Source organism: Parabacteroides sp. KHUB-02, from assembly GCF_056640955.1.
In genome coordinates this window covers 96,536-116,014 of the sequence record NZ_JBWQEV010000002.1, presented here as the reverse complement: position 1 = coordinate 116,014, position 19,479 = coordinate 96,536, and the positions used below count along the sequence as shown (strand labels likewise).

The 19,479-nt window shown below is 48.4% G+C and carries 14 protein-coding genes; 5 read left to right on the top strand and 9 right to left on the bottom strand.

The window, feature by feature from the left end:
- Positions 1 to 6: 6 nt before the first annotated feature.
- The 4 genes from cas7c to cas3 are packed head-to-tail and all read right to left on the bottom strand — an operon-like array spanning position 7 to position 5,539.
- The gene (cas7c, locus tag ACYIA1_RS20970; protein WP_122145536.1) at positions 7 to 885 is read right to left on the bottom strand and encodes a type I-C CRISPR-associated protein Cas7/Csd2; all 879 of its coding nucleotides are present in this window, start codon (positions 883 to 885) and stop codon (positions 7 to 9) included.
- A gap of 26 nt (positions 886 to 911) precedes the next feature.
- A complete protein-coding gene (gene cas8c / locus ACYIA1_RS20965) occupies positions 912 to 2,621 on the bottom strand; it encodes a type I-C CRISPR-associated protein Cas8c/Csd1 (RefSeq protein WP_427824396.1) in 1,710 nt (569 codons plus the stop codon).
- A complete protein-coding gene (gene cas5c, locus ACYIA1_RS20960; RefSeq protein ID WP_011966343.1) occupies positions 2,618 to 3,298 on the bottom strand; it encodes a type I-C CRISPR-associated protein Cas5c in 681 nt (226 codons plus the stop codon). The genes cas8c and cas5c overlap by 4 nt, the downstream gene beginning before the upstream one ends.
- Before the next feature lie 15 nt (positions 3,299 to 3,313).
- The gene (cas3, locus tag ACYIA1_RS20955; protein WP_122379688.1) at positions 3,314 to 5,539 is read right to left on the bottom strand and encodes a CRISPR-associated helicase Cas3'; all 2,226 of its coding nucleotides are present in this window, start codon (positions 5,537 to 5,539) and stop codon (positions 3,314 to 3,316) included.
- A 70-nt stretch (positions 5,540 to 5,609) separates the two neighbouring features.
- On the opposite strand from cas3, the gene ACYIA1_RS20950 reads away from it, so the two are divergent.
- From ACYIA1_RS20950 to ACYIA1_RS20930, 5 genes are read left to right on the top strand one after another with little or no spacing between them, the layout of a single operon-like run.
- Entirely contained in the window at positions 5,610 to 6,959 is a 1,350-nt protein-coding gene (locus ACYIA1_RS20950) for an MATE family efflux transporter (RefSeq protein ID WP_250788085.1), read from the top strand.
- A complete protein-coding gene (locus ACYIA1_RS20945; protein WP_480336360.1) occupies positions 6,949 to 7,977 on the top strand; it encodes an agmatine deiminase family protein in 1,029 nt (342 codons plus the stop codon). Before ACYIA1_RS20950 ends, ACYIA1_RS20945 begins: the two co-directional genes overlap by 11 nt.
- A gap of 19 nt (positions 7,978 to 7,996) precedes the next feature.
- Positions 7,997 to 8,872: a carbon-nitrogen hydrolase gene (locus ACYIA1_RS20940; protein WP_480336359.1), complete on the top strand. Its 876-nt coding sequence runs from the start codon at positions 7,997 to 7,999 to the stop codon at positions 8,870 to 8,872.
- The gene (locus ACYIA1_RS20935) at positions 8,872 to 9,879 is read left to right on the top strand and encodes an aminodeoxychorismate synthase component I (RefSeq protein WP_196009095.1); all 1,008 of its coding nucleotides are present in this window, start codon (positions 8,872 to 8,874) and stop codon (positions 9,877 to 9,879) included. Before ACYIA1_RS20940 ends, ACYIA1_RS20935 begins: the two co-directional genes overlap by 1 nt.
- Positions 9,863 to 10,477 (top strand): aminotransferase class IV family protein, encoded by a 615-nt coding sequence (locus ACYIA1_RS20930; protein ID WP_005862170.1) that lies wholly within the window; start codon positions 9,863 to 9,865, stop codon positions 10,475 to 10,477. The genes ACYIA1_RS20935 and ACYIA1_RS20930 overlap by 17 nt, the downstream gene beginning before the upstream one ends.
- 101 nt (positions 10,478 to 10,578) lie before the next feature.
- Here ACYIA1_RS20930 and ACYIA1_RS20925 read toward each other — a convergent pair whose 3' ends face one another.
- The 5 genes from ACYIA1_RS20925 to ACYIA1_RS20905 are packed head-to-tail and all read right to left on the bottom strand — an operon-like array spanning position 10,579 to position 19,479.
- Positions 10,579 to 12,420, bottom strand: a complete 1,842-nt coding sequence (locus ACYIA1_RS20925; RefSeq protein WP_480336358.1) for a hypothetical protein — start codon at positions 12,418 to 12,420, stop codon at positions 10,579 to 10,581.
- Positions 12,421 to 12,438: 18 nt separating this feature from the next.
- Positions 12,439 to 14,574, bottom strand: coding sequence for a DUF5686 family protein (locus ACYIA1_RS20920; protein WP_480336357.1), 2,136 nt, complete (start codon positions 14,572 to 14,574; stop codon positions 12,439 to 12,441).
- A gap of 4 nt (positions 14,575 to 14,578) precedes the next feature.
- Entirely contained in the window at positions 14,579 to 16,072 is a 1,494-nt protein-coding gene (gene preA, locus ACYIA1_RS20915; RefSeq protein ID WP_480336356.1) for an NAD-dependent dihydropyrimidine dehydrogenase subunit PreA, read from the bottom strand.
- 14 nt (positions 16,073 to 16,086) lie between these two features.
- Positions 16,087 to 18,603 carry a hypothetical protein gene (locus tag ACYIA1_RS20910; protein WP_309431271.1) on the bottom strand — a complete coding sequence of 839 codons (2,517 nt, stop codon included), beginning with the start codon at positions 18,601 to 18,603 and terminating at the stop codon, positions 16,087 to 16,089.
- Between the two features lie 21 nt (positions 18,604 to 18,624).
- Positions 18,625 to 19,479 (bottom strand): hypothetical protein, encoded by an 855-nt coding sequence (locus ACYIA1_RS20905; RefSeq protein ID WP_005862180.1) that lies wholly within the window; start codon positions 19,477 to 19,479, stop codon positions 18,625 to 18,627.

The window sequence follows — 19,479 nt, the reverse complement described above, 5'->3', positions numbered from 1 at the left end:
TTTGTTTTATATCAGTTCCTCTACAGTAACATTTGATGGGACATGTTCCTTGTCTATCGTGACATGGTAATCACCGAATGAACGTGGTGCTCCATCGCACACCTTCTCTACCTTAACCAAGTCAAATAGTTTGTTGGCAGGGGCATTACCCAATACAGAATCATGTTTGAAAACAATCAATTTCTGTGCACTCATCAATCCGCGTGCAGCCGAACGATCCATATCGAACATGTTCTTCAGGGCTTCCCAGAACAGCGCAAGGTCTTCTTCTGAAAAGCCTGTTTGTTGGGCAAGGTTGGCAGAAATGAAGCCGTGACAGATGTAGAGACCGTAAGGTACGGTAAATTTCCGTCCTTGTATTCCTACCTGCGATTCATATGTTTTTTCTTCATCACGAGCTGCGCATACAGTTAATGCATGCTCTTCAGAAACAACCATATCTTTTGAACGGGCAAACGTCATCTGAACCGCTCCTCTTACTTGTCCAGCATTCGCTCCTGTTGAAAGGACAGCGCCAAAGGTCCTAACATCAAAGAAACGTTTACACATAGCTTCTCTACCTGTAGATACTTTATCAGCAGGGGCTTTTCCCTTTTCAAGTTTTATACCAAGGTCTTCATACGTCTTACGAATTTCTCCGTTAATAAAAACCTCTTCGCCCGAAAATTCCTTGGATTTAACAAGTATATCGTTACCAACTTGTCCGGATTTTGCTACTTGCACATAATTGCGTACTTTGCGTTTAAGGCAAACATCTGTAACAAGCCCCATACCTGTTTCGGCATCCACACGAGGAAGATTACCTGCATCTGGGTCTCCATTCGGGTTACCGTCCTGTACATCAAAGATGTAAATGAAATCGATTCTGTTTTTAATTTCTGACATAACTATATGTTTTTAATTGTTTGTTATTACTCTTCTGTTTCTTTGTATTCTCTATGATTTTTCTGATGATAATAACCGAGGAAAAATCGTCCTTGATCATTCAGATCTAATGTGTTTGGAAAATCGTGTATTAAGGCTATAATCTCTTTCTTTTGATTATCAAAAAAATTAGCAAGCCCTTTCTTATCTTTTAATAATTTACTATAATGACTATTTGACAATTTAAGAATTGTCGAGAATACAGCTGATGGAGTTGCTGAAGCAGCGTTCATATAACTTGAACGAATAGTATCTTGTTTATTTGCTGCATATTGGAGGTTTTCTAATACAGCAAACAGCCTTCCACAAAGATACCCTTGATTTTGATTTTCTTTGTCTAACATAATATCGAGTTTTTTATTGTTGTTATTATCATTTAATCGATTAAGATAAGCCTTGATGATGGCTGCACGACCAATGTTGACTGATTGTTCAGCACGTGTGCGGCGAATGCAAGCCTGAAACAGAGAAGCCGGATACGGAAGTCCTTGGAAGATGCTTTTCACTACAGCATCTGGAAGATTGGGCGTAGCATCGCTTGACTTCCCTCCAAGAGTAACATTTCCGAGGATGGAATGTAATCCTACATACGGTTTCTTGTCTTTACGTGTATCAACAATCTCCATATCTGCGAAATGTTTACTGATTAAGCCGGCAAACTCACGCAATGGCAATTCATTCCAATACACCACCGCTATTCGGGCTGAATTGGGAGCCAAACCTAATATAAAAAATTTGTCATCTTTGTTTGCGAACAATACTCCGTTATAGATAGACTTGAATGTACGTCGCACCAATTCTATGCTCATGTTAGGATCATCGTTTTCTTCTGTACGCCCCAACAAAGCAAACAAACTATCTTCAGATTTCTTTGCAGCCTCACTATCAGAAGAAGCCCAAAACAGGTATGTGCGTGAACCTACCATAAATTTATTATGCGAATCAGAACGCAATAAATGATTCAATGCTGTAGTATAAGCAAATTCAGCCTCTTCAGATATAGGAGCATTATGCCCCTTTGACTTACCATACGAATCATATCCGGAATTGACTTGAAAAGCGACAAGTTTAGCTGTAGCCTGACTTCCCGGAATCATTGTAGCGGTTGTAACCTCTACGGTTTTTGAATGTTTGCCTATTACTAAACAAAGACCTCCACCAACATCATTACCACCCGATTCTAAGTTTATTAGTTTGCGCTTAGAAGCCACTATTTCCGTATCTCCTTCTATAAGAAAAGAGAAAGTGGAATATTTTTTATTGAGATTCTTGTTTATATCATCCCAAAGAGAATCATTCTGCATGGCTTCAACTATATCTGAAGGCTCTTGTTGATAAAACGCATAAACAGCCTGCATGGTTTCATTATCTGAAAACATGTCGTATATTTCTTCAACCTTCGCTTTGAATGTATCAAAATACTTGCGCATGCTTTCCATGTCCCCTTTGTCGGAATAACCAAATACATATTGGCTATTGTCGTACAAATAGTTTGCAACAGGGGCACTTGAACGACCTACACTCTTCTTAACAAGAAACTGTTGCGCAGACTTTTTGTCTATACGCCTGTCTTCAAAACGTAAGAAATTACCACACTTATCAATAACGATGATAAAACCTATTTCCTTTAACTCCATTCCCATAGTGGGTAAATTACCACTCCGATGGTAATAATCATACAATGCTTTTAGTATCATCTCAGTACCTCCTCGCTATCTTTATCTGGTACGACAATCACACCTTGCTCCATTCTTACACGATAAAACATGGCATTAGGTTTCTGTACATTCCCTTCAAAATCCATATCATAAAGCATGATACCCAAATCCCTATCTTCAGCCAAAGGAGGGGCAAGTTGTTCCGTATTATCAATATACTTCCAATTTGCAGCAAACTCACGGCAACCAAGATACGGCTGGGTGAAACATTGTCCTTGCGATGCTCTGCGTTCAAACATCTGATAATATTTCATCGGATTCTCATCATCACTTGGCTGATGTTTGATAAAAGCCTCCTTTGGTCGATCTTTTACCGGAATAAAAACCAGCTTTGCGTGAATACGATAGCGCACACCTTGCAAAAGCAAAGAATTCTTCTGTTGTCGTTTATCTTCAATAAAGATTGAGGACTTACCCGCCAATGCTCCTACCTCATTTCTCCTGATGGTAGTCCACTTGATAGGATTAAGAACTTCTATTTTCGTCACTTGCCAACGCATGGCATAGCGTTTGAAAAGTATTGCTTCAAAAATGGCACGTGCCGCAGAAGGTGTAATAACATCATAGCTCACACGCTCTACTTTCAATTCAGGGCGACTGAAACAAGCCCAGTCACCCCATACTTCCAAGCAATATTCTTTATCTGTATAGTCCATATTATTCATTTATTTTTATATCATTAATAGCTCTTCCATCCAATGGTTGTCAAGGCTAAGACCCGTATTTTTGTCATACTGTACCCTGTCTGTCAACACATAGATACCCTCTAATACTTCTTCAATAGCACCATAGCTGACCAACTTGTCAAAATCGGAACTATGAACGCCTACTGTAAATTTAGCCAGTTGCTTCATCAAGGGATAGGTACAGCCAGATTCTTTCAGTTTTTCCACAAGCTCCATGCTGTTCCCCCAATTTACAATGATATTCATACAATCATCATCAATCAATCTGAACTTCTTTGATGCTGTTTCAAAACATAACTCATTAGGGTTATAAAGATAATGTTTCATATCCTTATCGTCAAACGTGTTTTTCCTGCAATACAACTGATAAAAATACTCTGTCATCGTAGAAGGGTCAAACCAATCACTATTTGCAGGCAAATTCAATCGTGCATTGTTTGCAGCCTTCATTGCCCCAAATGGAATACGTTTCTCTGCGGCGAGACTGAACACAAATGTGGTACCAACAGTATTTCTTCCTTCACGGTTACAACGCCCCGCTGCCTGTAAAATAGAGTCAAGACCTGATTCTTGCCGAAATACAACAGGGAAATCTATATCCACCCCTGCCTCTACAAGTTGGGTAGCTATTACTCTGACAATCGGATGTGATTTATCTTTCAGCAATACCTTGACCTTCCGTATGGTTTCACTGATATGGGCGGGACACATCATTCTCGATAGATGGAGCTTTATTCCTTCATTTGGTAAACGGTCATACAGTTCCTTGGCATCTTTTCGGGTGTTTACGATACACAATACCTTATTGTATATAGCAACTTTGGCGGCAATCTCATCGTATGTCTTTCCTGTGTTGTCTATTACTAACTTCACACGACGGAGCTTGTCATGCAGGGCAAACTCATTCGGTATGATTTCAGTAATATGGTCTATTCCCTGAAAATTGGCCTTAGGATTAGTTCCTTCTATCAGTCCGCTAAGTACCGGCTGACTGGCAGTGGTAAACAGTACCGACACTCCGAATATTTTCTGATATGCTTTAAGTGCATCCACTATCGGCTGTAAGAAATCAGTCGGCAATGTCTGCGCTTCATCCAAAATAAGAACTGAATTCACGATATTGTGCAATTTACGGCAATCGGACGGTTTGTTGCTAAACATTGACTCAAACAGCTGAACATTGGTCGTAACGATAATCGGATAATCCCAGTTTTCCGTGGCCAGCTTTGCCTTCTCACGTACCTCTTCATTCTTTATCTCATCAGGATTAAAGTTACTATGATGCTCCAGTACGTGCTCTTCGCCGAAGATTTCTTTCAAGAGGCCTGCCGTTTGCACAATAATACTAGTGTATGGGATGGCAATGATAATACGATTCATACCGTGATTTACAGCATGCTTCATGGCCCACAACAACGATGAAAGAGTCTTTCCGCCTCCCGTTGGTACCGTAAGGCTATAGAATCCTTTCTCTTCAGAAGAAGCTTTACGGCATCGTTCCTGTACTTTCTTGCGAATGTGGTTCACTTCTGTATCGGGTGCATACAATTGCAGTTCACGTAAATGCGCCTCCAATTTTGGCAATAAGTCAGTGAGTGTAGACGAGCATCCCCGTTTTTCCCACGATTCTACATCCATAAATTGCTCTGTATTGAGTCTGTCGGCATCCACAAGACAGGAAAAAAGCATGCGGGAAAGGTGATGAAAATGCTTCATGTCCACCTTAAGTTTAGAAAAAGGAGATTCAAGAAGTTCTTTTCTCAACTGGGGTATATTCAGAGCTATGTCCCCTTTGTTTATCTCTTCGGGAAGTTGCCTTTTCTCTATGACGCTCTCCGCATCTACATAATCATGTAGGCCTGTATGATGAGAGATTATCTGGTTGGCAAGAAGATTGAATACACTCTTCCCCATAAGGTTCGTTACCAATATTCCACCTACAAACGCATGATGATGCTCTCCATACGATTTTTCGTCAGTCACAGGTAGACCGCTTGTCGTACGGATATATTGCTGAAATGCATCACGCTCTTTTCCTTTGTCGTGAAGCATTCCAAGCGTATGCCCCCAAGATGGAAGTCCGAACAGTCCAGAAAAGGAGGTTGCCATTTCTGCAACACCCCTTTGATGTTCATCGTTGGTTTGTATTATCCATTTTCCATTTTCTTTGTTTTGGTATAAATGGGATATCAACTGTTTCTCTGTTTCCATTTGATTAGATTCATAAGGTTATACCTTACAAAAGTAGGAAAATAAATCGAAATATCCGTATCTTTGCGGCATGACAAAACAAAATTCTCCATTGGTATTAGGGACCGAGCCTATCGGTAAATTACTTACGCAATATGCGATTCCTGCGATTATCGCAATGACAGCTTCTTCTTTATATAATATGGCCGATAGCATTTTTATTGGCCATGGAGTGGGGGCGTTAGCGATTTCCGGCCTAGCCTTGACCTTTCCGTTGATGAACTTGGCGGCCGCCTTCGGTTCGTTGGTGGGAGTCGGTGCCTCTACGTTGGTTGCCGTGAAGCTGGGGCAGAAAGATTATGAGGGGGCGAATAAGGTATTGGGGAATGTGTTGATCTTGAATGTGGTTCTGGGCGTCGCTTTCACGATCGCTTTCTTGTTCTTGCTTGATCCCGTGCTGTACTTTTTCGGTGCTAGTGAGAACACGATCTCATATGCCCGTGATTATATGCGGATTATTCTGTATGGCAATGTGGTTACGCATATGTATCTGGGATTAAACGCGGTCTTGCGCTCCTCGGGGTTCCCGAAGATGGCGATGTATGCTACGTTGGCGTCGGTCGTTATCAATTGCGCCTTGAATCCGTTGTTTATCTTTGGGTTTGGATGGGGTATCAAAGGGTCGGCTTGGGCGACGGTGATCTCGCAGGTGATCTCGCTTACCGGACAGTTGATCCATTTCTCGAGACCAAAGCAACTCCTTCATTTCAAGAAAGGTATTTATAGGCTGCGCTCGGAGATCGTGAAAGGTATCTTGTCGATCGGTTTATCTCCGTTCTTGATGAACCTTTGTTCCTGCTTGATCGTGATCCTTATCAACCGGGGATTGAAAGAGCATGGGGGAGATATGGCGATTGGCGCTTATGGTATCGTGAACCGTATCGCTTTTCTTTTCGTGATGATTATCATGGGATTTAATCAGGGTATGCAACCGATAGCCGGTTATAATTATGGTGCCCGACTCTATTCCCGGGTGACGGACGTGACTCGGCTGACGATGCGCTGGGCGGTAGGAGTGGCTACGCTGGGGTTCTTGCTTTGCCAGTTGGTGCCGTCGTGGATCGTCCGTATGTTTACGAGTGACGGAGAGTTGATCAGTGCCGCCTCTTATGGCCTGCACATCGTCTTCGCCGTATTCCCGATCGTGGGCTTCCAGATGGTGGCGACTAACTTCTTCCTTTCCATCGGCATGTCTAAGAAAGCGATCTTTCTCTCCTTGACCCGGCAGATGCTCTTCTTGATACCCTGTTTAATCATCCTCCCCCCGTTATTCGGAACTCTCGGTGTCTGGATCAGTATGCCTATCGCCGATACGGTGGCGGCGATCGTGACAGCGATCGTGCTTGTGAAACAATTTAAACAATTCAAATATGGAACATAACGTGATATTACCTGCGGAATGGTATCCGCAAAGTGCCGTGCAGCTTACGTGGCCGCATGAGAATACGGATTGGGCCCCGATATTGGACGAGGTGATTCCTTGCTTCGTGGCTATCGCCAAGGAAGTGATCAAGCGAGAGAAGTTATTGATTGTTTGTCCGGACGAGACCGCCGTACGTGAGCAATTGGGTGAGGTTGATTACGACCGTGTCATTTTCCGTGAGATGGATACGAACGATACGTGGGCACGGGATCACGGGGGAATTTCCGTCTTCGATGAGGGAACGCCCATGCTTTATGATTTCGTGTTCAATGGCTGGGGAATGAAGTTCGTCGCCAATCATGATAATTTGATTACCCGTAATCTTTGTCATATGAAGACCTTCTCCGACGAGGTGGTGCCCGCTAATATGCAACCTTTCGTGCTGGAAGGCGGTAGTATCGAATCGGATGGGAAAGGTACGTTGATGACTACCGTTGAGTGTCTGGCATCCGTAAACCGTAATGAGTATTTGCAACAAGAGGAATTGGAACGTTATTTGAAAGACATATTTGGCTTGGATCGTATCCTTTGGATTACCAGCGGTTATTTAGCCGGGGACGATACGGATAGCCACGTGGATACGCTCGCCCGTTTTTGTAGCGAGGATACGATCGCTTATGTCCGCTGCGAGGATGAGGAAGACGAGCATTATGAGGAACTGAAGGCGATGGAGGAGGAGATCAAGGAGTTTACTAGGGCGAATGGTGAGCCTTATCGTCTGATTCCACTTCCGATGGCCGATAAGGTGGAATGGGAAGGGGAGCGCTTGCCCGCTACCTACGCTAATTTCTTGATCATGAATGGGGCCGTATTGGTTCCGTTCTATGACTCACCGAAGGATGAGATCGCTAAAGCGGCTTTGCGGGAAGCGTTCCCGGACCGTGAGATCGTGGGTATCAATTGCCTTCCGCTTATCAAGCAACACGGTTCCCTGCATTGTGTAACGATGCAGTATCCAGAAGGCTTTATCGAATAACAACTACAACCAATTAAATATGAAAGTAGGATTAATACAACAAAAGAATACCGCTGATAGAGCGGCGAATATAGAGAAGCTAAAGGTAAATATCCGTGAAGCTGCCCGGGAGGGAGCGGAATTGGTCGTCTTGCAAGAACTGCATAACGGCCTGTATTTCTGCCAGACGGAAGATACGAGTATGTTCGACTTGGCAGAGACGATCCCCGGCCCATCGACGGAAATCTTCGGTGCCTTGGCGAAAGAATTGGGTATTGTCTTGGTGCTTTCCCTTTTCGAGAAGCGTGCCCCGGGCCTGTACCATAACACGGCCGTCGTCTTGGAGAAAGACGGTACGATCGCCGGAAAATACCGCAAGATGCATATCCCGGATGACCCTGCTTATTATGAGAAGTTCTATTTTACCCCCGGTGATTTAGGCTTTGAGCCTATCGATACCTCTGTGGGGCGTCTTGGTGTGTTGGTTTGCTGGGATCAATGGTATCCGGAAGCAGCCCGTTTGATGGCTATGCGTGGTGCCGAGATGTTGATCTATCCGACCGCTATCGGCTGGGAAAGTAGCGATACGCAGGAAGAGAAGGACCGTCAGCTGGGTGCGTGGGTGACCATACAGCGGGGACATGCCGTGGCGAACGGACTCCCGGTCATTTCCGTAAATCGTACCGGGCATGAGCCGGACCCTTCGGGACAAACGGGCGGTATCCGGTTTTGGGGAAACAGTTTTGTGGCCGGTCCCCAAGGTGAGCTATTAACCGTATTCCCGAATGACGAGGAGGAGGTACGTGTGATAGAGATCGACAAGACTCGCGGTGAGAACGTGCGTCGTTGGTGGCCTTTTTTCCGGGATCGCCGTATCGATGCGTTTGGTGGTTTGACAGAACGATTTTTAGTATAATGACCGAATACACGCAAGAAGAGGCCATCTTCCGCATGAACGAAATGGGGAAAGCGGGACGGCCTTTCCTTTTTATCATTGATTATAAACGAGAGCGGATCTACGTGGAGAGTCCGGAAGAGATCGCTCCCTCCGAGTTATTGTACGATTTGAACGGCTTTACGAATATAAATCACGAATGTAACTTGCGGGATTCCTCTCATCTTATATCCGGAGAACCTGTTGAATGGCAACCCTCGTATGTCTCTTTCGAGGAGTATGCCCATTCATTCGAGACCGTTTCCCGGCATATCCATGCGGGTAATTCTTATTTGGTAAACTTGACATGCGCTACTCCGGTATATACGAACCTCTCCTTGAAAGATATCTTTTACCATTCCAAGGCGATGTATAAGCTTTGGATGCGGGATCGTTTCGTGGTATTCTCGCCCGAGATATTCGTGCGGACGCGGGATGGTCTCATCTATTCGTATCCCATGAAAGGTACGATCGACGCTACGCTGCCCGATGCCCGGAGACGTATCCTCGATGATCCCAAGGAAGCGGCGGAGCATGCCACGATCGTGGATTTGATCCGGAATGACTTGAGTATCGTAGCCTCCGAGGTTTGTGTTCCCCGGTATCGTTATATTGATGAATTGCGTACGCATAACGGAAGTTTGTTGCAGGTCAGTTCTGAGATAAGAGGCCGGTTGCCGGAGGGATGGAACGGCCATGTCGGGGAGATTTTGTTTAGCCTCTTGCCTGCCGGCTCCATCACGGGCGCTCCCAAGAAAAAGACCTTGGAGATCATCGCCGAGGCGGAAACCTATGAGCGAGGCTTCTATACGGGGGTGATGGGGTATTTTGACGGCCAAGATTTAGACAGCGCCGTGATGATCCGTTTTATGGAACAAGTCTCTCCCCGTTCGTTTATTTTCAAGAGCGGTGGGGGAATCACCTCTAAAAGTGAGGTGAGATCGGAGTATAACGAGATGAAACAAAAAGTATATGTGCCCATCTATTGAGACCTTATCTGGGAGTCCGTTTGTGGAGACGATCCGTATCGAGAAGGGACGGATACATAACCTTCCGTACCATAATGCCCGGATGAACCGTACCCGCAGGGAGCTATTCGGAGCGAGAGAAGAAATTGATCTCGCGGGTTATATTCATCCGGGGCCTCATCAAGAACGTACCAAATGCCGGGTGGAATATACCCGCGAGGTCTTAAAGGTAGAATACGTTCCTTACCGTATGCGTCCGGTTCATTCCTTGCGATTGGTTACATGCGATGAGATCGATTATTCCTATAAGAGTACGGATCGTCAATGCCTAAATGATTTATTCGCCCAACGAGCGGGACATGACGATATCTTGATAATCCGTGACGGTTTGCTGACCGATACTTCCATTTGTAATGTCGCCCTTTGGAATGGCACCTCTTGGATCACTCCCGCACGCCCTTTGTTATGTGGTACGATGCGTGCTTACTTATTGGATAAAGGCTTGGTACAGGCCGAGGATATCCCGGTAGAGGATCTGCCTAAGTATACCCGGATCCGTCTGTTTAACGCCTTGATCGAGTTCGGTGAAATCGATGAGATCACACGAATATACGTATGACCCTACGCGAGTATCGGCGTGCCCCTGTGCCTATATAGGTAAGGGGTTACGCCGATATCCGTGTGGCCTCTTACCTATATAGGCATGAATCAAGGTGTTTCCTAGAACAATATATCCACCTCCATATTGCTGATCCATTCTACCGGCCGGCCGGCCACCTTATTGCAAGTGACGGAGAATTTCAAGGGGAGGATAATTCCCAATGGGATGCGTAACCATCCCGGCATATTGAAATTATGGACACCGATCAGGGAACCTAGCTGGATACCGACCGAGGGAGCTACCAAGAAACGGGTCTCGTCATTACGGCGGTCTATACCCATCTCGAAATAACTATACAGGCCGAGGAAACGTTTCGGGGAAACGAATATATCCATGTTATAATTGGCGCCCGCCTTCACGTTCCAGTTCTTGATCGTGTAGGAGGAGGAAGGGGCGTGCATATAATAACCGGAGATCGTAGGGGATACCCAATGAGCGATGTCGCTCGGCTCCATGATCATGCCTTTCCCTTTCCCGAACTTATGCCAATTGATCATGCTGACGTTCAAGCGACCGCCATACGTCATGACACCGTCCCGGTTGCTATGGATCGGCGTACCGATCAGGAACATGAAGGAGTTGGCTACCCTCGACCGGATAAAGTTGCGGGTAAAAGGCTTTTGTACGATCAGCTGTAGCTCATCCTTGCGGTCGGCGACAGAAGCTTCCAAGGGGACGTCATCCAGATCCGTCCCGAAGGGGATCGGGAAATCCTTGATTACCGGGAAACGATCGTAGACGAACTGGGGCAGGTCGTCTCGTTCGGAAGGGATCTCGTTCAAGATATTCTCGCCTGATCCTTCCAAAGCATTCTGGTAAGCTTTCCAGACTTCTACGATAGACTCGCAGGTGGCGGTCACGACTTGGTAGAATACTTTCGTCTCCCGCTCGTAGCTATCGCCTTTCTCCAAGGAATAAGGGTGCTTCTCCGTGACCCGGATATGCCGGTAATCATCGGCCTCGTTGTACTCCATCATGTTTTGGTTCAAACGTTTATCGCCGTAAGCGCTCCAAGTCTCACCCTTTAGGTTGGCAGTCTGTACGGGGATGGTATTGTAGAAATCGTGCAGGCTCTTATTGTTGGATACGGCGGAGGCGGAGAAGCCCCTACGTACCATTTGGTGTCCGGAGGCGAAGGAGTCTTGTAGGAAATGCTCGGCGAAAGCCTCGTACATCGTGGCGTAGAACATAAGGTTGCTGGCCATTTGCATATCTCCTTTACGCATCTCCTTGCCTGCCTCTTGCGCTAGGTAGATAGCGAAGATGTGGATGCAGAAATACTTGCTCATGGAGGGCAACTGATTTAATTTATCGAAGACCTTGTTTACTTCCGAGGGGCGTTGAAGGCGGCGGATCAGCTCGGGGTCGATCATCTTCAGATGCTCGTTCAATCCCTTGCCATAGGCGTAGAAGTGGGAGAGGTCCTTGATCGCCAGGATACCGTAAGCCAGATTGATGTCGAGCAGCTCCTTGCTGTTGGCTCCGGTGAGGAACTCGTTCATGGCTTGTGTCTCCAAAGCCAGCGTACGGTTCGTCTTGGAGAAATGGGTCTGCAGGCCTGTCTCCAAGAGCATGGGATTTTCCACATGGTCGCCGGCCAATCCGCAAAGCGTACCGTAGGTTACGATATTCGGCAACTGCGTCAGCTCATTCATGGCGTAGGCGTTCGAGCCGGGCATATGCGACATGTTGAGGATTTGCAGCAAGGCGCTATCGGCGACGGCCTCGTTGGGGAAGATCCCGTTTTCCACCAGATAACGCGGGAGAAGGCTCATGGCACGGTCGCCGATCTTACGGTGCTCGGCGAAATCCCATGCGAAGGCCGAACTTGTTATTGCGCTGATACCCATAAGTAGGCATCCGCGGTGAAGAAGTTGTTTAATAGTGTTTCTCTTGTTCATATCTATACTTGTTTATAATTATCTGAATAACTCAAGCGCGAACTTCAACCCGACGCTTTGATACTTGAACTCCTCGAAGCCTAGGAAAAGCGCTATATGAAAAAGGTCGCTACCGATACCATACCCGAGCTCGCTGTAATTCGGCAATACGGGAGTCCATAGCTGGCTGAGGTAGAAACGTTCGGACACGAGGTATTTATGCGCCTTGGGATTGGGCTTGAGGAATCGCAATAGAATGAATGGGCTCTCGTACATGAGGTGCCCTTGAATATATTTGTCGGAGGCATTGTACCAATCCCCACCCAGATTATGAAAGATCCCGCCAAACCGATCGCCCCAAGGCTCGGGGAAATAACGTTTGGCGAAATAGCTGAAATCGGCGAAGTACATGTTATGCTGGTTAAAAAAGAGTCCACCGCTTAGATTGTAACTCAGTCGTTCGGATAAGCCCAGCCGTACGGTCTGGTTCATGCCGGCCTCCATCCGCCAATAATTTCCCGTACAGCCGAGCAGGTCCGGTATACTTCGTGCCAGCTCGATCCGGAAGGTCGGGTAATGGGAATGCAGGTACTCTTTCCGGTAACCGTCCATCCAGTAATATTGCCGGGGCGTGTAGGTAAGGCCGATAACCGGGGTGAACTCATTATGATCCTTTAGATCCAATCCGGTATCCTTATTCTTTTTCACGGGCGTACGATAGTGGTATGCGAGTCCGGCCGAGAGCCGGAAGCCGTTCATCAGTTCTATCTGGTTCATCAGCTTGGCATAGTAGTGCTGGAAATACTTCAAGTTGAGATCTTCGAAACGGATTGGGGTATCTTTTAGGATCTCGTTGATCTGGTGGATCACTTCGGAGGAATAGCTTTGGTTGTCATTGGCTATCGTGAGGTTGAGGATGCCTTGACGCTCGGGGTGATACTCCCAGTCGGTTGTTAGCCGTAGGCGTAGCTCTTTCTCCTTGAATAGGAAACCGATCTCGGGGTGGAAGCGTAGCTGACGGTCATGCTCGAATGTCTTACTGATACGTGCTTCTTGCTTATAGGTGATCCCGTTGCTTCCGAAAGATAGCTGGAACGGGTTGAGAAGGCCGGAATACTTCACACGAGTACTCTTGTAATCCCTGTTGACCGTGCTGGTGAGCCGCTCGCCGAGTTGGAGGTAGCGAGTGAGAGCGCTGCTGTCCGCTTCCGTCCTCACCACGTTCGTTCCGGTGGTGTACAAGGCTTTCTCGTCGGTAGTGAGCGGCTTGTCCCTCCGGCTGTTCCAATAAGTGCTGTCTTGGGTAAAGGAGAGTGTGTCGGAGGTGATCGTATAGTATTGGGTTTGATCGAGCGAGTATAATTTCCTGCTCTCATGGTCTTCCTCTACCCAAGAGATCGATTTATAGCGGAAAGCGGCGTGGATGTCGCTCTCTATCTGGTTGCCTAGGGCATGGTAGCAGACTTGCAGGTCAGCCTCTTCCGGGAGGATGAAATGCTTCTCGTCACGGTTGAAACGTATGCTTAGGTTGAACTCGGAGAAAGAGGAGTGCCCTTGTATCTCGATACGGTCGATGGTCCAGAGTTCGTCGGTTACGTACAGGTTTCCGGATAGTAATTTCTGGCTCCATTGGCGAGGGGTGAAACGGATGTTATACACAGGGATGCCGGAGATCGTGTCCGTGCCTTCCTGCCGAAACGTGTAATATTTGAAAGCATCGGGCGAGAGTGGCATGATCATTCCCTTATTGTAGATCGTGGGGGAGTAGACGTTCAAGTTGACGAACGAGGCTATCTCCTTGTAATGCCTTCCGGCGGCGAGATGGCTGCTGTTGATGGCTACAATCTCGTTGCGATAATGGTTGGGAGCGTCGTAGTGGGTGAGGCCACTCATCTCGAAGAAGGCATCGCGGGGATGACGCTCTATCGGGAAGACCAGATAGGCGTATCGTAGCAGCTTGTTCTTCCGGGGAACGTGCGTACGGCCTTTCACGTAGGTCTCCGCTTCATAGCTCTCGAGGACGTGCTCGTAGATGGGGGCTTGATGGATTACCTGCCGCATGATGGAGTCGGCTCGTGTGATGGGTGTCTTCTCTTGTGCCCGCAGGTCTGAATGGACTAGCGGGCACAGAAGAAGTATGGATAGTAGAATAAGGTGTCCCGTCTCGATCCTCATCCTGTCAATGTATGGCGAAGGTTGGGCATACTAATGCGCAAAGATGGCAGCCGACACATTTTTGCTCGTCTATCACCGGTTTGCGCATAGAGGTGAAACGGATAGCTTGATGTCCACCGTCGTTACAGGAAACGAAACAGCGTCCGCAGCCGAGGCATAGGCTGTTATCTACTGTCGGGCGGTGTATCTGCGTACGTTCCAGTTTCTCGGGGGGTACGATGTTCGGTAAAGCGATACCTATGAGGTCGGATAGGGTTTTATATCCGTTCTCTTGCATGAACAGTCGTAACCCTTCGCATAGATCGTCGATGATCCGGAAGCCGTATTGCATCACGGCGGTACATATCTGTAGGTTCGTGCAGCCTAGTAGCAGGAAATCGAGGGCATCCCGCCAAGTCTCTATACCGCCTATCCCGCTGATAGGCATCTTGCCGGCAGAAGGATCGCTCGCCAGCTCATGTATGAACCGGAGAGCGATAGGGCGCACGGCTTTCCCCGAATAGCCGGACACGCTGCTCAGTCCGCAGACAACGGGCCGGGCCGTAAGCGCTTTCTCATCGATACGGGTGATACATTTGATGGTGTTGATGGCGGCTATCCCGGTGGCTCCTCCTTCGTGGGCGGCGAGCGCCACGGGTGTCATCTGCCCGATATTCGGTGTCATCTTCGCTAGTATCGGCAGATGGGTACCCCGGCGTGTGGCGGCGGTGAACCGGCGTACCAGTTCCGGGTTTTGTCCTACGTCGCTGCCCATCCCTTCTTGCGTCATTTGTGGGCAAGAGAAGTTGCACTCAATGATATCGGCCCCAGCCTGCGTGGAATATTGGGCAAGCCGTGTCCACTCATCGTCTGTCCGTCCCATAATGGAGGAGATGATTAATTTGTCAGGATAGCGTTGCTTGAGGCGATAGAGAGTATCGAAATTCTCTTCGACAGAGGCTTCCGACAATTGTTCCATGTTCTTGAATCCGATGAAAGGCACACCATCCACCTCCATTTGGTCGAAGCGGGGGGATACCTCATGGCTCGGATAGAATGATATCGTCTTGAAGCAGATACCGGCCCAACCGGCTTCGAGGGCCCGGACGCACATCTCGTAATTATGGGCTACGGGCGAGGAGGCCAGTATAAAGGGGTTGGCGCAGCGGACACCACAAAAGTCGATCGCCAAGTCCGGAGACGAAGTGAGGGGAGAACTATCCGTCGGGTTTGGCATATCTTGTAATTGCCGTACGATCTGGGTGATGGATATCGCCCGGTCGGTTCGTCCGCGGAGGCAGGCCTTCTCGCAAGGATGCCCGTCGCAATCCTTGCAGGCTTCCATCCGGTAGGCCCGGAGGATAGCTCCCGCTAGGTTGTCCATTTTACAGGCCCGCAGCAAGCGGCCCGGATCTAGTCTGGGCTTGCATGCCTTCGTGCAGACAGGGTCATCGCACAGATAACAGCGATTCGATTCTTCCGTTAGGAGGCGTTTTCTCTGGAGGAGGTTTGTCTTCATGGCTTCTAACTGTATTATCTCACTACTTTCTGTACTTTCCGGTAACGTTCGGTCACGACCTCCACGGTGTACAGGTGTCCGGGCAGGCTGAAGATTGCTTTTCCGGATACCGCTTGCTGGTGACCAGCCAACGTGCCGTTCATGCTGTAGACGTTGACGGTGGCTCCCGGCAGGCAATCTACCGTAAGCATGCCGTCGAGGAAGCGGATAGACAGGGGCTCGTCGGTTGTTACCTCCTCATTGCCAGTGGCGCTCACGTCACCTCGTACATAGGTGATGTTGTTGATGTCCCACGCCAATACGAAGGGTTTGTCGCTGTTTACCATGAAGGGAAAGGTGTCGGTGCCGAAGCTGATCTTCCGTTCGAGTAGCTTGGGGTAGTACTGGTCACGGAGCGTGTTCGACTTCTCGGCAGTGAGCAGATAGAGGGTGGATGAGAAGGACTCGGCTGTCTCTTCCGGCCTGACGTGCTTGTCCGTGCGTCGTATCTTCGAATAGGATGCGCTGATACCCTGCGAGGTTGTCGCTGTGGTCTGGTCTGTCCATTCCCAAGAACTTTGGTTCTCTAGTTGGAAGAAGGGGAATTTCAAATCCATAAGGCTGATGGCACCTTTGGTCTGACTGTCGGAGATTGTGCCGCTGGTTTCCAGCGTCATGTCGATCCGTTCGGAGTTGAGGCTGAAGTTGACGGACTTGCTGACATTTGGCTCGCTGGCGGTCATGGTGAGGATCTCACGGGCCTCCCAGTCTCCAAGTTTGCTTGGATTGTCTATGCGGAAAGGCTCTAGGTCGAGAGGCACTTCTACTTGTTTGATACTCTGCCGTGTCATGTAAGTATAGCTGAATATGGGCATTCGTACACTCTGTCTCCGGGTGGGGGAGAGGTATTCTAGGTCGCAACGGGTCAGAATGGGTACAGAGTAGAGGGCGATGGCCCGGTAGTCTGCTGTGTCGTTTGCTTCGAAGGTAACGGTGATGGACTCGGACTGGCTTGTTACTTCCTCGTGTTGTTTCTGGAAGGAGTATCCGCCGCCGAATGCTGCCGTGAGTTTATCCGTATGCGGTCCGAAGGAGCATTTGAGGTCGCTTTTATAGAGTCGGCTCACGGAGTTGCTGGTGCCCGATCCCATGGTGAAGGCAAGGCTTGAGGCTACGCCGAGGTCGCCGAACCACTCGTTATTATCCACTACCGTTGGAGGTGGTCCTTCGATGATGCCGACGAGGCGCACGAGATTGCGTAGCTCGCTGTTGCCGAACAGGGCCTTCTCGTCGTTGAAGGAACTGCGTCTCTCTACGATCTCGTTGGAGCGGATGGAGGCGATGTAGGCGTGCTTGTACCAATGGTATGGAGTCTGGTTACCTCGCAGCAGGTAGATATATTGCTTGTAGTAGAGCCCTCCGCCGGGAGCTGTCTCGGTGGTAGGATCTGCCGCGGTGGCTACGACCGTGTAGCCGTAGGGCAGGTCGGTGTAGATGGGTGCGTCGGTGGCGAAGCTGTTGCTGCCGGGGTAGAATTTCTTTAGGAAGTGTTCGCCCGTTCCCTTGCCATCATAGGTACAGTAGCTGAAGATCAGGGGATTTGAGGAAGCTTTGTAGCCGCTGGTATTGTCGGCTGCGTAGCCTTCTATATCGGCTTGGATGAGCTTGAGCGAGAAGGTCTTCGAGCGTCCTATGTCGTGATGCGCGTATTCTTCCCAGTTGGAGGGCCATATGTTATCCTTGCCATACTCGCCGCTGTAGCTGAATGCCTCGAAGGTACCGCTCTTGAGTCGGCCTACGATGAGTTTCTCCACGTTCTTTTTCTCGGTGTCGTCGTAGCCGTACCACGAGGTGGCGTCCCAGTGGTCGTCGGGATCGTATTCCATTGATATGCCTGTTGAGCCTTTTAGCTCGATATTATCGTGTCCGGCGTTGCGCACGGTGCCGCACCAGTCCCAGCCGCTGTTCAGCTCGGGGTCGCCGTATTGGTAGACTTGCAGTTTCTTGTTGGTGCGGCGGTGTAGGATGACGCAGATCTTGTCACGGTAGATGGTGGCGGCGAAGTTGGCGTAAGTTTTCCCGTCATCGAGCATACGAGTTTTCTTGTATTCTCCCTTTTTCATATCCACCTCGCCGATCCATATCTGGCCATTGGTATTATTCTTCCAGAGCACGTAGAAGCGATTGCGGTATACGATGATCTCGGCATCTTGGTATACGCCGAAATCATTGAGAAAGATCATTTTCTTACCGGTGTCGCCAACGGTGGATTGTTCCATTGTCCGGGTCTCGCCGTTCACCTCGAAAGCGATGAGGCGTATGGATGAGGGGCCGTTATTATCTATGTAGACCCCGTAGAGCTTCCCTTGGTAGTATTGTGCGTCGGTGAAGCAGTAATAGGCACCTCCGTCTTTATCTATATTGTGGAATTCTTTCACCTTATACAGTTCGGGATGTTGGCTGATCTGTGCCTTGACGGTGGTGGTAGAGGCACAGATAAGCAAAAATATGGCGATCAGCCGTATCGCTTGTGCTTTGAGTGTCGTTCTCATGTATATATCTGTTTAAGAGGTTTAGAAACTGATATTGAATTGTAACTGTACGGACTGCCTCTTGCCGAAGCTTCCGTTTACTCCGAGCGAGATGTTGTCAGCGAGGAAATAGTTCACCCCGGCCAAAGCGTACAGCTTGTGACGGGCGTGGAAGGTCTCGTCGATACGAACGGTATAGTCCTCGCCGGCATATGTCTTGGTGAACTCGTACCGGTCTTTCATCGTGTAGTCCTTGTAGAGGATGCCGGCGTAGGGCACGAAATTGCCCAGTGCGTATCCGGCTACTACGGGCACGGCCCACTCTAGGTAACGGCGGTTGAGGCTGAGGTCTCGCAAGGGGATGGTCTTGCCTTGGTAATACACCTCGGTGGTCATGTTATCGCTGTTGGCATAGCGCACGCCGGGTTGGGTAGACATGAAAAAGCGGTCGGTGAAGGCATGGCCGTAACCTAGCCCTCCGCTGTAGATGGGTACCATGTTCTTGCTGAAGATGGTACTGCTTAGGTCGTCATCATCTCGGAAAGTCTCCTCGTGGGTGAAGTTGGTGGTACCGATGCCTGCCCACAGGCTGAGATTGTCCCATACACGATAGGAGAGGCGCAGGGAAATACTGTTCATGATGAGTCGGTGACTTACCGAGTGATTGTCCTCGTCGATTTGTTCGGATGTCCAATTCTCCGGGTTTCCCATCTGCCCATCTTCATCCACGCCAAATGACGTGGTGGAGAGCCAAGGGGTACTGGTATCGTGACTTCCGTTGATCTGTAAGTTGAAACGTTTTTCCCCCGTAGGATATTTGTCTAAGGGGATCAATATATCCGCCTTGGCTTGATAGACAGTAAAAACGGATAAGAGTAGGAGTGTAAAATGTCTCAT